This is a genomic window from Rhodanobacter panaciterrae (assembly GCF_014651895.1).
GTDB classification, from domain to species: domain Bacteria; phylum Pseudomonadota; class Gammaproteobacteria; order Xanthomonadales; family Rhodanobacteraceae; genus Rhodanobacter; species Rhodanobacter panaciterrae.
In genome coordinates, this window is sequence record NZ_BMXT01000005.1 from 86,719 (window position 1) to 100,554 (window position 13,836).

General features: G+C 64.9%; 12 protein-coding genes and 1 pseudogene. 6 read left to right on the top strand and 7 right to left on the bottom strand.

The features are described from left to right. Positions 1-65: 65 nt before the first annotated feature. The 3 genes from IE071_RS15330 (at position 66) to IE071_RS15340 (ending at position 3,271) form a co-directional block, all read left to right on the top strand. Complete coding sequence (locus tag IE071_RS15330; protein ID WP_189442468.1) at positions 66-1,193, top strand: glycosyltransferase; 1,128 nt, start codon at positions 66-68, stop codon at positions 1,191-1,193. Positions 1,194-1,263: 70 nt separating this feature from the next. After that, entirely contained in the window at positions 1,264-2,529 is a 1,266-nt protein-coding gene (locus IE071_RS15335; RefSeq protein WP_189442469.1) for an O-antigen ligase family protein, read from the top strand. Further along, the gene (locus tag IE071_RS15340; protein WP_189442470.1) at positions 2,516-3,271 is read left to right on the top strand and encodes a glycosyltransferase family 2 protein; all 756 of its coding nucleotides are present in this window, start codon (positions 2,516-2,518) and stop codon (positions 3,269-3,271) included. Before IE071_RS15335 ends, IE071_RS15340 begins: the two co-directional genes overlap by 14 nt. A 14-nt stretch (positions 3,272-3,285) precedes the next feature. Here IE071_RS15340 and IE071_RS15345 read toward each other — a convergent pair whose 3' ends face one another. The 3 genes from IE071_RS15345 to lpxL all read right to left on the bottom strand — a co-directional run bounded on the left by IE071_RS15345 (position 3,286) and on the right by lpxL (position 6,203). After that, positions 3,286-4,362 carry a glycosyltransferase family 4 protein gene (locus IE071_RS15345; protein ID WP_189442471.1) on the bottom strand — a complete coding sequence of 359 codons (1,077 nt, stop codon included), beginning with the start codon at positions 4,360-4,362 and terminating at the stop codon, positions 3,286-3,288. After that, positions 4,359-5,099 carry a polysaccharide deacetylase family protein gene (locus tag IE071_RS15350; protein WP_189442472.1) on the bottom strand — a complete coding sequence of 247 codons (741 nt, stop codon included), beginning with the start codon at positions 5,097-5,099 and terminating at the stop codon, positions 4,359-4,361. Before IE071_RS15350 ends, IE071_RS15345 begins: the two co-directional genes overlap by 4 nt. A gap of 186 nt (positions 5,100-5,285) precedes the next feature. Then, the gene (gene lpxL / locus IE071_RS15355) at positions 5,286-6,203 is read right to left on the bottom strand and encodes an LpxL/LpxP family Kdo(2)-lipid IV(A) lauroyl/palmitoleoyl acyltransferase (RefSeq protein ID WP_229792939.1); all 918 of its coding nucleotides are present in this window, start codon (positions 6,201-6,203) and stop codon (positions 5,286-5,288) included. Positions 6,204-6,303: 100 nt separating this feature from the next. On the opposite strand from lpxL, the gene waaA reads away from it, so the two are divergent. Beyond that, the gene (gene waaA, locus IE071_RS15360; RefSeq protein ID WP_229792940.1) at positions 6,304-7,569 is read left to right on the top strand and encodes a lipid IV(A) 3-deoxy-D-manno-octulosonic acid transferase; all 1,266 of its coding nucleotides are present in this window, start codon (positions 6,304-6,306) and stop codon (positions 7,567-7,569) included. A 75-nt stretch (positions 7,570-7,644) separates the two neighbouring features. Here waaA and IE071_RS15365 read toward each other — a convergent pair whose 3' ends face one another. Continuing rightward, positions 7,645-8,946 (bottom strand): TolC family outer membrane protein, encoded by a 1,302-nt coding sequence (locus tag IE071_RS15365; RefSeq protein WP_189442475.1) that lies wholly within the window; start codon positions 8,944-8,946, stop codon positions 7,645-7,647. A 32-nt stretch (positions 8,947-8,978) separates the two neighbouring features. Then, entirely contained in the window at positions 8,979-9,638 is a 660-nt protein-coding gene (locus IE071_RS15370; protein WP_189442476.1) for a protein-L-isoaspartate O-methyltransferase family protein, read from the bottom strand. Positions 9,639-9,903: 265 nt separating this feature from the next. Here IE071_RS15370 and IE071_RS15375 point away from each other — a divergent pair, with 265 nt between their 5' ends. Continuing rightward, the gene (locus IE071_RS15375; protein WP_189442477.1) at positions 9,904-10,554 is read left to right on the top strand and encodes a TetR/AcrR family transcriptional regulator; all 651 of its coding nucleotides are present in this window, start codon (positions 9,904-9,906) and stop codon (positions 10,552-10,554) included. Between the two features lie 211 nt (positions 10,555-10,765). Then, positions 10,766-11,365, top strand: coding sequence for a ferritin-like domain-containing protein (locus tag IE071_RS15380; RefSeq protein ID WP_189442478.1), 600 nt, complete (start codon positions 10,766-10,768; stop codon positions 11,363-11,365). A 45-nt stretch (positions 11,366-11,410) separates the two neighbouring features. Here the strand turns inward: IE071_RS15380 and IE071_RS15385 are convergent, their stop codons facing one another. Together IE071_RS15385 and IE071_RS15390 are read right to left on the bottom strand one after the other, a co-directional pair. Further along, on the bottom strand, positions 11,411-12,427 hold the full coding sequence (locus IE071_RS15385) for a zinc-binding alcohol dehydrogenase family protein (protein WP_189442479.1): 1,017 nt from the start codon (positions 12,425-12,427) through the stop codon (positions 11,411-11,413). A 120-nt stretch (positions 12,428-12,547) separates the two neighbouring features. Next, a pseudogene (locus tag IE071_RS15390) lies at positions 12,548-13,765 on the bottom strand (MFS transporter). Positions 13,766-13,836: the final 71 nt, after the last annotated feature.

Genomic DNA, 13,836 nt, shown 5'->3' on the forward strand with positions numbered 1-13,836 from the left:
TTCGGTCCGCTGGCGGCACCATTTTTGCTTGTCTTCAGAGAATGAAAGCCTCCAGCCCAGAGCTCATGTCCAGCATTGCCGTTCCTGCCAAGCTGCTGACGGTGGTCCAACTGATCCCCGCACTGCATTCCGGTGGCGCGGAGCGATCGGCGCTGGAGATTGCCCGGGCGCTGGTGCAGGCCGGGCACCGTTCGGTGGTGATCTCGGCCGGCGGCCGACTGGTCGAGCAGTTGCAGGCCGAAGGCAGTGAGCACATCACGCTCGATCTGGGCCGCAAGTCGCTGCGTACGCTGGGCCAGCTCGGCGCGTTGCGGCGGGTGTTGCGCGAGCTGAAGCCGGACATTGTGCACGCCCGTTCGCGCTTGCCGGCCTGGCTGGGTCGGTGGGCGATGAAGGGGATGGCACCGCAGCCGCACTTCGTCACCACCGTGCACGGGCTCAATTCACCGGGACGCTACAGCGCGATCCTGCTGCGTGGCGAACGGGTGATCGCGGTCTCGCAGACCATGCGCGATTTCGTGCTGAGCCATTATCCGTGGCTGGAGCCGGTCAAGGTGCGGGTGATTCCGCGTGGCATCGACCCGGCTGATTTTCCCTATGGGCACCGACCTGACGACGCCTGGCAAAAGGCGTTCTTTGCCGAATATCCGACGCTGACCGGTGCGCCGTTGCTCACCCTTCCCGGGCGCGGCACGCGCCTGAAGGGGCATCACGACGCGATCGAGCTGCTGGCCGACCTCAAGCGCCGCGGTATCGAGGCGCGCCTGCTGCTGCTGGGCGTGATCGAACCCGGTCGGGAGGCGTATGTGGCCGAGCTGCACGAGCTGATTCGCCTGCGCGGGGTCACCTCGCAGGTCGTGCTTACGCCACCGCGCCACGACATCCGTGACATCTACGCGGTATCGGCGCTGGTGCTGCAGCTGTCGAACAAGCCCGAATCGTTCGGGCGCACCGTGATCGAGGCGCTGTCGCTGTGCCGGCCGGTGCTTGGCTATGCGCATGGCGGCGTCGGCGAATTGCTGGCTGAACTGTATCCGGCTGGTCGCGTGCCGCCGGGCGATCGCGAGCGGCTGGTTGAACGCGCGGCCGAATTGCTGCGGGTGGCGCCGCCGATTTCGCCGCTGCAGAGTTACCGCCTGATCGACATGCAGCAGGCCACCCTGGCGCTGTACGACGAAGTGGCTGGCGGCTGAGAGCCCGCTGCGGGTCCGCGAACGTTTGCGCTCGCCTACAATGCGTGACCACTTTCGCTCCGGTTCGCGCATGAATTCCTTCGGTACCTCACTCAAGGCCGCACTGGGTTCCCCGTTGCTGCCGTTCTGGTTGGTGATTGCGTTGCTGCCGTTCGGGCGCAGTTCGGAACTGGGCACGTTCCTGTGCCTGCTCGGCGTGATCATGCTGTTTGCGCGAAACCGGCACGCGCTGCGGGAGCATGCGGGTGCGCGCCTGTTGCTGTGGTTGCTGGCCGCCTATGTTGGCGCGGCGCTGCTGTCCGCCGTCGACGCGATCATGCCAGGCAAGAGCTGGAGCACCGTGGCCGCCCTGTTGCGCTACACGCCGCTGGGCTTGTATGCGTGCTTCGCGATCCGGCGCGAGCACAAGTTGCAGGCGCTGTATGTAGCCGTCGCACTGGTATTGGCGCTGTGGTGTGCCGATGCGTGGGTGCAGGCGTTGACCGGCTGGAGCCTGGGCGGTCACGCCGAGGCCGAGCGCGTCTCCGGCATTTTCGGCGCCGACAATCTCAAGCTGGGCCCGACCCTGGCGGTGCTGTCGCCGTTTGCGCTGTGGGCGGCACGACGACGCTGGGGTTTGCCGGGTCTGCTGTGCGCCTTCGTGTTGGTACTCGGGCCGGTGCTGTTGGCCGGTTCGCGTGCGGCGTGGCTGTGCTACGCGCTGGTGGCGCTGGGCTTTGCCTGGCGCGAGGCCCGTTCGCCGCTGCGCTTTGCCGGGTTCTGCGTGGTTGCGGCGGTGCTGCTGGGATTGGCCGGCGGCATCGCCTGGAAAACTTCCACGCGCTTCCAGGATCGGATGCAGCTCACCCTGCTGGCGCTGCACGGCACCAACCAATCGATCGATAGCGCGCTCAGTGGCCGGCTCGATATCTGGCACGCCAGCGCGGGCATGATTGCGGCGCATCCGATCAATGGCGTCGGCGTGCGCGGCTTCCGCTATGCCTATCCAAGCTATGCGCCGGCGAATGATCATTTTGTGGCTACCGAAGAAGCCTGCGGTGTCGGCGAGGGCGCCTGTCATGCGCATCAGCTGGCGCTGGAGATCCTCACCGAAACCGGTGCGATCGGCTTGCTGCTGTGGCTCGCTGCGGTCGTGCTGGCGCTGCGTGCTTGGCGGCGCGTGGGCGCGGCCGCACGTGCCCGGGCCTTTCCGGTCAGCCTGGCGCTGGGCGTGATGCTGTTCCCGTTGAACACCCACCTGGCGTTCTATTCGGCGTGGTGGGGGTTGTTGTTCGCCTGGCTGCTCGGCTTGTGGTGCGCCGCGTTGTATGTGGAGGGCGACGATGAGCGAGCGTGAACCACTGTCGGTGGTGGTGACCACGCTCGACAATGCCGACACGCTTGATGCCTGCCTGCGCGGGGTGAGCTGGGCCGACGAGATCGTGGTGCTGGACTCGGGTTCGACCGATGCCACCACGGCGATCGCCGCGCACTACGGCGCGCGCATCCACACCCAGCCGTTCGCTGGCTACAGCGCGCAGAAGCAGGCAGCGATCGACCTGGCCAGTCATCGCTGGGTATTGCTGCTGGACTCCGATGAGTCGCTGGAACCGGATGCCGCCGCGCTGCTGCAGCAGGCGTTGCGGATGCCGGTGCATGCGGGCTATCAGCTGTGGCGGCGCGAGTGGCAGTTCTGGCGCTGGCAGTCGCGGCGCAGTCGGCTCAATCATTACGTGCGGTTGTTCGACCGCCAGCGCGCGCGGATGAGCGATCACGAGGTGCACGAAGAAGTGCAGGTGGACGGCTCGGTAGGTGTGCTCGACGTGGTCATCGATCACTACGGCGAACCCGACATCGCCGGGCGCGTGGCCAAGGCCAATCGCTACTCCGGCATGCAGCTGGACGATCTGGCTCGACGCAAGGTGACGTGGTTGCGGCTGCGCATGGTGGTCTACCCGACGGTGGCGTTCCTGCGTTACTACGTGCTGCGCGGGCATTGGCGTTCCGGCTGGGCCGGTTTCATCGCGGCGCGAATCCACGCGTTCTACGCGTTCCTGAAATACGCCAAGTTGTACGAATCGCGGCAGCGGCGGGACTGATCCCGCAAAGAGAGTCACCCGTCGATCAATATCTGCTGGAACGTATCGGCGATCACGCGCGTGCTGAAATGCTGTTGCACGTAGAGGTGTGCAGCCACGCCCATCGATATCCGCAGGGATGGATCGCACAGCTTCAGGATCGCCTCGCGCCAGGCCGTCACGTCGCCTGGCGGTAGCAGCAGACCGGTCACGCCCGCTTCCAGTGTCTCGGGAATCCCGCCGATATCGCTGCCGAGCACGGGAACGCCGGCAGCTTGTGCTTCGACCGAGACACGGCCGAACGTTTCCGTCGCTACCGATGGAAAGGCCAGCATGGAGAACGCGCTGTAATACGGATGGACGTCGTGGATCCAGCCTAGGAAGTGGTGCCTGGCTACAGTCGGATGGGCAGCGGCGCGGTTGCGCAGCGCCTGCGCCTCCGGTCCGTCGCCCAGCCACACGCAGTGCAGTCGGGGCTCCACTGCCATCGCCGCTGCGGCCGCTTCGAACAGGGGGGAGATGCCCTTGCCGCCCTGGATGCGCCCGGAATAGCCGAGCACAATCGCGTTCTCGTCCAGGCCGAGCGAGCGCAGGATCTCGCTGCGCTGCTGCGGATTGTGCTGGCACAGCTCCATGTTGACCGGGTTGTAGAGCACCCGCACTAGATCGCCTGGGACACCGCGGTCCAGATAGGCCTGACGAGCGTGCTTCGAGACGGCCAGGAATCGCTGCGCCAGACGCGGGATGAGATAGGCGGAAAACCGCTTCATCGGCGGCGTGCGATGGCGGAACAGCGCCACCGGCACGCGCAGCAATCGTCCGGCCAGGATCAGCGGCCAGTATTCCTTGCCGAAGTTGCCGACCAGCCAGTCGGGTTTCAGCGCGCGCGCGGCCTTGAAGACGGCGGCATAGCCGCGCAGGTCGAGCACATTGCGGAACTTCGCCTTGTACAGACGCACATTGGACTGCGCCAGCCCCTGCCAGATCAGGCCGTCCGGATAGACCACCGCACCGACTTCATGCCCAGCTTCGGCCATCGCCTGCACCAGGGCGACGAAGTGGCTGGCGGCCCCGGTGTTCTCGGGGTTGGTACCGACAAAGAGCAGTTTCACGCCCGGCGATCCTCGTAACCCGACATCACGCGCATGGCGAACTGTGGCAACAGGTGATGGCGCGCGATCTGCACCCGCGGCAGCTGCCACAAGTCCATGCCGGCGCTGACACGGCCGCGTGCCGTGGTGGTGGCTGCGGCAAAGCCGGCTTCGCGCACCACGCCAGCCACGCGATCATCGGTATCGCCGTATGGGTAGCAGAATTGCGTGACCGGTACGTCGAGGTGATCTTCCAATGTTGCCTTGCTGCCATGGATCTCGTCGTGCAACTGCGCGTCGCTGCATCGGGTCAGCCGGGGATGGTTGCGGGTATGTGCGCCGATCTCCATGCCGCCGCGTTGCCAGCTGCGCAGCTGCTCCACCGACATCAACGGTTTGCGCACACCCAGTTTTTCGTCGTCCCACTGGTTGTACTGCCCGATGCTGCCGCTGACGACATAACAGGTGGCGCTGAAGCCGTAGCGCTGCAGTACCGGCAGCGCAGACTCCAGGTTGTCCACGTAGCCATCGTCCAGCGTGATGATGGCGATGCGACCGCTGCGCTCGCCCTGCAGGTAAGGCATCGCGGCGGACATGGACAGTCCGGTGTAGCCGAACCGCCGCAACAGCCACATCTGCCGCGCAAACGCACCGGGGCTCACGTACAGGCTGCGCCAGCGGCGGATCTCGCGCGGGGCGTTCGCGATGTTGTGGTAGGTGAGGATCGGCAGGGCAGTCGCCGGCGTATCGCGGCTCATGCCGTACCCCGTGCTTCACGATGCGCCGGTGGCGTCCAGGCCATGGCGCCGGGTTCGCTGAAGCGGGCGTGCTCGTGCTGACCGAAGCAAGGCCAGGACGGACAGAGTGGGGTCGACATGGGGTGATCAGGCCTTCGAATACTGGTGCAATTTCACACCAGGCAGCCTTTCGTCGACCTGTCGACTTCAGTACGGCGGGAGGGTGTCCGCCGGCCGCGTCTTGAAGCGCTTGTGCACCCACAGATACTGCTCGGGTGCTTCGCGCACCATCTGCTCGATGCAGGCGTTGACGCGGGCGGTGTCGTCCAGCACATCAGTGCCCGGAAAGTTTTCCAGCGGCGCACCGAGCCGCAGGGCATAGCCCTGGCCATCGGGCAGTCGACGATGGAAGAACGGGATCACCACGGCGCCGGACATCCGCGCCAGATGGTGGGTCGCCGTGATGGTTGCCGCCGGCACGCCGAAGAACGGCACGAACACGCTGTCCTTGCTGCGCATGTCCTGATCCGGGGCGTACCACAGCGTGCCGCCGCCGCGCAGGTACTTCACCGTGCCGCGGATATCGTCCTTGTCGAACATCGCGGCGGCGTAGTGCAGGCGTGCCCGCAACACGACCCACTCGAACACGGCCGAATCCATCTTCCGGTACATGCCGGCGATGCGGATGCGTTGCGAGACCAGTCGCGCGCACAGCTCCAGATGCGAGAAGTGACCGCCCACCAGCAGCACGCCCTTGCCCTGCGCGCGCGCGGCTTCCAGATGCTGCAGCCCTTCGATGCGGGTTGGAATCTCGGCCATGCGGCGGTCGCTGCCCAGCCAGCCCAGCGCAAACTCCACCATCATCAAGCCGATGTCGCGCAGGTTGGCGTCGACCAGCGCGGCGCGGTCGCGGGCATCGAGCTCGGGGAAGCACAGCGCGATATTGGTCTCGGCGATATGTCGTCGGGCGGAAGGAATCCGCAATACCAGCGCACCAAGGCGGCGCCCCAACCACATCAAAGCGGCCTGTGGCAGTCGCGCGATCAGCCAGACCACGGCCACGCCCAGCCATGCCGGCCATTGGCGCGGCGCCAGCAGGGAGCGAGTGAAGGTGGGGCGGGGCATGCCGGGCATCGTCGGCATTGTAGCGGGCTGTCTTCGATATCGAGCCAGTGAGGGTCGGCGGCTCTCGCTATACTCGCGCGTTCGTTGCAAGGATCGACGGTTGCGCTATCTCTATACCCTCGCGATGTTTCTGGTAACGCCGCTGCTGGTGCTGCGGTTGCTGGCGCGTGGAGTACGTTCGCGGCCCTATCATCACCGCTGGCCCGAACGGTTCGGCTTGTTCGATGCGCCCGGGTTCAGTGGCAGCCTGTGGGTGCATGCGGTGTCGGTCGGCGAGGTCAACGCGGCCGAACCGATGATCAAGGCGTTGCGCCGGGATTATCCGAACGCGCCGCTGGTGATCACCACGGTGACCCCGACCGGTACTGCGCGAGTGCACCAGCTGTTTGGCGACAGCGTGTTTCATGTCTACCTGCCGTATGACCTGCCATTTGCCGTGCGCGGCTTCCTGAAAAGGATACGGCCGCGACTGGCGTTGATCGTGGAAACCGAGATCTGGCCGAACCTGTACTTCGCCTGCCGGCGGCGCGGCATTCCGCTGATGATCGTCAATGCGCGACTGTCCGAACGTTCGTTGCGCGGCTACAAACCGATGCGTGGACTGGCACGCTCGGCGCTGCGCTGCGTGCGCCTGATTGCCGCGCAGTCGCGCACCGATGCCGCACGTTATCGGCTGCTGGGTGCGGATCCAGAGCGGATCACCGTTACCGGCAACATGAAATTCGACATGCCGATCCCGGAAGGAGCCGTGGCGGAGGGTGCGGCCATGCGCAACCACTGGGGGCCGAGGCGTCCGGTTTGGATGGCGGCGAGTACGCACGAAGGCGAGGAACTGGCGGTACTCGAGGCGCACCTGCAGGTATTGAAGCGATTGCCCGATGCGCTACTGCTGCTCGCACCACGTCATCCGGAGCGCTTCCGGATCGTTGAGCACGCGGTGCGCAGTCTGGGTTTCACATGTGCCACACGCAGCAACGATGAAGTACCGTCGCCATCGCATCAGGTCTTCGTGATCGACGCGATGGGTCAGTTGATACCGTTCTTCGCGGCGACTGAAGTGGCTTTCGTCGGTGGCAGCCTGGTGCCGATCGGTGGCCACAACGTGCTGGAGCCGGCGGCGCTGTCGGTTCCGGTCGTGGTGGGTCCGCACACGTTCAACTTCGAGGAAATCACCCATAGTCTGATCCAGCAAGGTGGCGCCGAACGCGTGACTGGTGCCGATCGACTCGGCCCGGACGTGCTGAAGTTGTTGTTCGACACCAGCAAGCGTGCACGGATGGGGCAGGCTGCGCAGCAAGTGTTCGAGCGCGAACGCGGCGCGGTGCAGCGGATCATGCAGCTGATCGATACGATGCTGCAGGAATAGTCCACGTGCGCAAAGTGCTGACAGCAAAACGGCCGGGTCTGATCCCGGCCGTTTTGGTATGCAACGCGCGGCGGTTTACTGCAGCAAGGCGTTGATCGTCTCGATGTCCTTCAGGTCGGCGGTGCCAGCAGTTTCCCTGAGCAGCAGCTTGTTCAGGATGAACTGATGGCGGGCCTGCGAGTAGGTGCTTTCCGAGGAGGTCAGGGTCTGGATCGCCAGCAGCACGTTGGTCATCGTCTGGGTGCCCACCTCGAAACCGGCGCGGGTCGCGTCCAGCGCTTTCTGGCCGGAGTCCACCGAGGCCTTGGCTGACTCCACCTGGGCGATGCCGGCGATCACCGAGCGGTAGTAGTTGAGCGTATCGCGGATCACCTGGCGACGCTGCGATTCCATCGCGTCGGTGGCGGAGTCGCGCTCGTAGATCGACTGGCGCACGCGCGACTGGGTCGCACCACCGGAGAAGATCGGCACGGTCAGGGTCAGCCCGATGGTGGTCGAGGCGGGGTCACGATAGCGGCTGGCGGCGTCGGTTTCGGACCAGCCGGCGCCCTTGCCGTAGGTGACGCCGGCACTGATCGTCGGCAGATGGCCGGCGCGCGCCGCGGTGATGTTGTGCTGCGCGGTTTCCACGTTGTTTTTCTGCGCCAGCAGGCTGGGGTTGGTCTGCAGGGCCTGCTTGACCCAGCTGTCCTGATCGGCCGGCGTGGGCGGATCCATCGGCAGGTCGTCGCGCAGTTTCTTCAGGTCGCCGGTCGGCTTGCCGGTGATCTGAGTGAGTGCCTCGCGGGCATCGTTGAGCGTGTTCTGCGCGGTGATCGTCTGCGACTTGGCCGCTTCGTAATAGGCCTTGGCCTGATAGACGTCGGTGACCGCCGAGAGACCTACCTTGAAGCGCTGGTCGGACTGCTCGTACTGCTGCCGGAATGCATCCTCGTTGGCCTTGGCGAAAGTCAGTGCGTCCTCGCTGGTCAATACGCCGAAGTAGGCCGTGGCCACGCGCACGTACAAGTCCTGCGCTGCCGCCTGGTACAACTCGTCCTGCGCGGCCGAAGCCGAGTGCGCGGCCTTGAGGTTGGCGTACTTGCTGAAGTCGAACACGGTCTGGCTGAGTGTGCCGCCGATGCTGCGCGAGCGGCTATGCCCCATCAGGTTGCCACCGTTGGTCTGGTTCAGGCTCATGCTCCCGTTGATCTGGGGCAACAGCAGCGCACGTGCCTGATCCACACCCTCGCCGGTGGCCAAACGGGTGGCGTCGGCTTGTGCCAGCACCGGATCGTTGGCGCGCGCGTCATGGTAGGCATCGAGCAGATCCGTACCGTGGCTGGGCAGCGAAATGGCGGCCAGTGCCAGGGCCAGGGTGAGCAGCTTCAAACGCATGGGTTGCCTCATGGGGATCGGTCGGGGCTTATTCAGAAGACGAACCGTTGTGGGGGTTCGGCGTGAGTCAGATAAGGCAGGTCAGTTTCGAACAGGGTTTCTTCGCGGTAACGGCCGGCCCCTTCGTGGGTCAGCAAGGTGGCGTGCTGCACCGGCGACAGCCCGCGCACGACCAGCGCACGCGCACCGGGCTTGAGCCAGGTCAGCCAGCGTGGCGGAATTTCGAAGACGGCGCCGGTTACTACCAGCGCATCGAACAAGCCATCGGGCTGCCATGCCTGGACGGCCTCAGCGGTGACCAGGCTGGCGTTGGCGATACCTACCGCTTGCAGCCGCTGCGCCGCCGCCGTGGTGAAATCCGCGTGGATGTCCACGCTGGTCACCTGCGCTGACAGCGTGGCCAGACAGGCAGTGAGAAAACCCGAGCCGGTGCCGATTTCCAGCACGCGATCGGTCGGCTGCAACTCCAGCGCCTGCAGCACCCGACCTTCCACCACCGGCTTCATCATCACTTCGCCGTGGCCCAGTGGCAGGCACAGGTCGGCAAAGGCCAGCTGGCGATGCGCGGCGTCGACGAAATCCTCGCGGCGCACGCGGCTGATGACGTCGAGCACGCGGCCGTCCAGCACTTCCCACGGGCGCACCTGGTTTTCCACCATGTTGAGTCGCGCCTGCTCGATATTCATCGCCATCTGCTCGTGTCCCGTGCGGATCGAAAAAGGTCAAAAAGGATAAGCGTTTAGGCCCACTCCCACAATGACACGTCCGACATGACAAGCCTGCGGGTTGTGTGTCAGCCCACGAAGTGCCGGAAGTCATCGCAAGCAGTTGACGGACGTCACCCGTGATCGGATGCGCGCATGAATGCGCAGAAACCGTGGAGTCGGCGGCATTCTGGAAAATAATTGAACCGCTGCGTATAATAAAGCTCGAATTCCGTTTTGTGAAGGTGGAGGCATGAATACCAGCGCGCAAATCAAACCCCAGGGTCCCGGTCGTCCGAAGGACATGGAGAAGCGTGCCGCGATTCTCGCGGCAGCCAAGGCGCTGTTCATCCGCAATGCGTTTGCCGGCACCAGCATGGACGCGATCGCCGCCGACGCCGGCGTATCCAAGCTCACCGTCTACAGCCACTACGGCGACAAGGACAACCTGTTCCGCGAAGTGATCCGCTCGCGCATCCAGGATCTGCTGCCGGAAGAGACTTACTTCTTCGATGCGCAGGTCGATATCAAGGAAACCCTGTTGCGCGTCGCGTTGACGCACGCCCATCTGGATTGCAATGCCGAAACCGTGGGTACCTTCCGCGCCATCCTCAGCGACTGCCGGCAAGGCAATCCGCGCTACGGCAAGTTGATCTGGGAAGAGGGCGCCATGCGTACGCATGGCTTGATGGAACGTCTGCTGCAAAAGGCGGTTGACGCCGGACAACTGGAGGTCGACGACGTAGCGCGTGCCAGCGGACAGTTCCTGGCCCTGATCAAGGGCAATCTGATGATGCGTCAGATGTTTGGTTGCATGGATTGTCCGCAGAGCTATGCCGAGGAAATCGAAGCCACGGCGCGAGACGGTGTCACCATGTTCCTGCGCGCCTATCGGCCGCGCTGAGCCAACCCTCACCTGCCCGCTCGGTGCAGGAATGGTTTGGATGAAGGAGTGGCACCGCAAGATCTGACCCAGCGAAACGTCATGCGTCGAGTCCAAGCCGGGTGAAGGTTCCTTCACCCGGCTTTTTCGTGTGCGTGTCTACGCTGAGGGAACTCCCACGACATCGATGCGTGTCGTCGCTGTCCATTCCCTCGCACCGCAGGAGCAAGCCATGGCCAAGAGCAAGCCGTTCGTCAGCGACATCGAGAACATCCGCAAGCGCGCCCGCAAGGATATCGAGAAGGGCGCGATGACTGCGGGCTACAGCGCCGACCGCGCCACCGTGGTCAAGCTGCTCAACCATGCGTTGGCGACCGAGCTGGTCTGCGTGCTGCGCTACAAGTACCACTACTACATGGCGTCGGGCATCAACTCGCAGAGCGTCAAGGCCGAGTTCCTGCAGCACGCGAACGAGGAGCAGGCTCACGCCGATCTGATCGCCGAGCGCATCACCCAGCTCGACGGCAAGCCGAACCTGTCGCCAGACGGTCTACTCAGCCGCAGTCATTCCGATTACGTCGAAGGCGACGATCTGGTCGACATGATCAAGGAGAACCTGGTCGCCGAGCGCATCGCGATCGACAGCTACCGCGAGATCATTGACTACATCGGCACCGACGACTCAACCACCCGTCGCATGCTCGAAGGCATCCTGGCGATGGAAGAGGAGCACGCCGAAGACATGAACACGCTGCTGGAACAGCTCGGCAAGAAAGGCGAGCCGGCCAAGCCGGCACCCGACAAGAAGGCAGCCGCCGGCAAACGCGGCTGATCGTCGGGAGCGAAAGAAGCGCATGCGCTTCTTTCGCTCGGTGCATCACCAGCCTGCCAGCGCCAGTTTGCCGATGCTGGTGCCGGACTCCAGCCGACGATGTGCTTCACGCAGGTTCGTGGCGTTGATCGGCGACAGAGTTTCTGTGCGCGTACCGCGCAACTCGCCGGCATCGATCAGCGCGGCCACGCGATCGAGGATGCGGCCTTGCTCGGCCTGGTCGGCGGTTTTGAAGCGCGGGCGGGCGAACATCATCTCCCAGTGGATGCCGATGCTCTTGGCTTTGTACGGATCGCCGATCTTCAGTGCGCTGCTCGGTTCGACGATCAGGCCGACGTGGCCCAGCGGGGCCAGGATCTCGCCGAGGGTGTCCCAGTAACGAGAGGTATCGGCGAGGTTGAGTGCGGCATCGACCTGGTCGAAACCCAGTGCGGCCAACTGCGGACCCAGCGGCTGGCGATGGTCGATCACGTGCTGCGCGCCCAGCGAGCGACACCATGCGATGGTCTCGGCACGCGAGGCGGTGGCGATCACGCTGAAGCCGGCGCGCCGCGCCAGCTGGATCGCGATCGAGCCGACCCCGCCGGCGCCGCCGATGATCAGCAGTGACTTGCCCTCGCCGCCGTGCTCGCTGTCGAACGGCATGCGCTGGAACAGCAGCTCCCACGCGGTGATCGTGGTCAGCGGCAGCGCCGCCGCGTCGGCCAGATCCAATGACTGTGGCGCGTGGCCGACCAGTCGCGCATCGACCAGCTGGTACTCGGCATTGCTGCCGGAGCGGGTGACATCGCCGGCGTAGTACACGCGATCGCCCGGCTTGAAGCCGCTGACCGATTCACCGATCGCCTCGACCGTGCCGGCGGCGTCGTAGCCGAGCACTTTCGGCTGCGCCTCGACCTGCTGCTTCGGCGAACGGATCTTGGTATCGACCGGATTCACCGACACGGCTTTGACGCGAACCAGCAGGTCATGTTCGCCGGGTGCCGGCTTGGGCAGTTCGACATCGATCAGCGACTGCGGATCGTCGATCGGCAGATAGCGGGTGAGGGCAACAGCTTTCATGGCGACTCCATAACCGAGGTGTGGCGGATTTCGGACGGTACTTGCTCAACGTTCCACGACAGAAGCATCAAGCATAGGCCGATGGTCGTGAGTGGTGATGCTGGTAAAACCGAAGCCGTTCTAAACAGCGGTTTCCGGGCATGCCAGCGCGATAGTGCGGCGTGGTTGGCGGCTGTCCAGACGAACACTCCACAGTGCGACGGCAAGTCCAAGCACCAGCGCCGCCACCCACGTCACCGCGCCGAGGCTCGCCGGGCCGTGGCTGATCACCACGCCGCCCAGCCATGCACCGATCGCGTTGCCGAGGTTGAACGCGGCGATGTTGAAACTCGACGCCAGCACCTGGCCGCCGGTGGCCTTCTGCAACACACGCAATTGCAGCGGCGCCACGGTGGCAAATGCGGCGATGCCGAGCAGGCCGCTGAAGGCGATCATCGCCGGCTTGCTGTGCAGTGCAAACGTCATCGCCCCGAGCACGATCGCCAGCGCGGCCAGCGAGCCCAGCAAGGTCGCCACCAGTCGCTTGTCGGCAAGTCGGCCACCGAGCAGGTTGCCGACCACCATGCCACCGCCGAACACCAGCAGAATCGGCGACACCGCTGAGTCGGCGAAACCGGTGACGCGGGTCAGGATCGGTTGGATATAGGTGAACACCGCGAACACGCCGGCAAAACCGAGCACGGTCATCAGCAGGCCAAGCAGCACTTGCGGATGCGCGATGCCTTTCAGCTCCTCGACGAATTTCATTGGCGCGTGGTCGCCGCGGTCGGCCGGCACCAGCGTGGCGATGATCACGGTGGCGAGAACGCCGATCGCGCTGACCGCCCAGAACGTGGCGCGCCAGCCGAAGTGCAGGCCCAGCCACGCGCCGGCCGGCACGCCGAGCAGGGTCGCCACGGTGAGGCCGGTGAACATGATCGAGATCGCCGAGGCCTTGCGGTCCTCCGCCACCAGCCCGGTTGCCACCACCGCGCCGACGCCGAAAAAGGTGCCGTGGGCCAGCTAGGTGATCACCCGCGCGAGCATAAGCACGCCGTAGCTTGGCGCCAGTGCGCTGGCCACGTTGCCGATGGTGAAGATCACCATCAACGCGATCAGTGCGGTCTTGTGCGGCAATCGGCTGGTTGCTGCAGTCAGCAGGGGCGCGCCGACGAACACGCCCAGCGCATAGCCGGAGATCAGCAGGCCGGCCGCGGCGATGCTGACGTGCAGATCGGCTGACACCTGCAACAACAGGCCCATGATCACGAATTCGGTAGTACCGATGCCGAACGCGCCGGCGGTCAGCGCGTACAGCGCCAACGGCGTGCGGGGTCGGGTGGAGGCAAGGCTGGGCATGACGACAGTCCGGACAGAAACGATGCACCAGCTTAGGCAGTTGCCTTTTCTCAAAAAACCACCAAGATGGC

What these genes read in the sequence shown, in the direction of transcription:
- IE071_RS15375 (WP_189442477.1), top strand. Translation starts at nt 9,904, where the DNA reads ATGAATACCAGCGCGCAAATCAAACCCCAGGGTCCCGGTCGTCCGAAG.
- IE071_RS15380 (WP_189442478.1), top strand. Translation starts at nt 10,766, where the DNA reads ATGGCCAAGAGCAAGCCGTTCGTCAGCGACATCGAGAACATCCGCAAG.
- IE071_RS15385 (WP_189442479.1), bottom strand. Translation starts at nt 12,427, where the DNA reads ATGAAAGCTGTTGCCCTCACCCGCTATCTGCCGATCGACGATCCGCAG.
- IE071_RS15335 (WP_189442469.1), top strand. Translation starts at nt 1,264, where the DNA reads ATGAATTCCTTCGGTACCTCACTCAAGGCCGCACTGGGTTCCCCGTTG.
- IE071_RS15330 (WP_189442468.1), top strand. Translation starts at nt 66, where the DNA reads ATGTCCAGCATTGCCGTTCCTGCCAAGCTGCTGACGGTGGTCCAACTG.
- IE071_RS15350 (WP_189442472.1), bottom strand. Translation starts at nt 5,099, where the DNA reads ATGAGCCGCGATACGCCGGCGACTGCCCTGCCGATCCTCACCTACCAC.
- IE071_RS15365 (WP_189442475.1), bottom strand. Translation starts at nt 8,946, where the DNA reads ATGCGTTTGAAGCTGCTCACCCTGGCCCTGGCACTGGCCGCCATTTCG.
- IE071_RS15370 (WP_189442476.1), bottom strand. Translation starts at nt 9,638, where the DNA reads ATGGCGATGAATATCGAGCAGGCGCGACTCAACATGGTGGAAAACCAG.
- IE071_RS15340 (WP_189442470.1), top strand. Translation starts at nt 2,516, where the DNA reads ATGAGCGAGCGTGAACCACTGTCGGTGGTGGTGACCACGCTCGACAAT.
- lpxL (WP_229792939.1), bottom strand. Translation starts at nt 6,203, where the DNA reads ATGCCCCGCCCCACCTTCACTCGCTCCCTGCTGGCGCCGCGCCAATGG.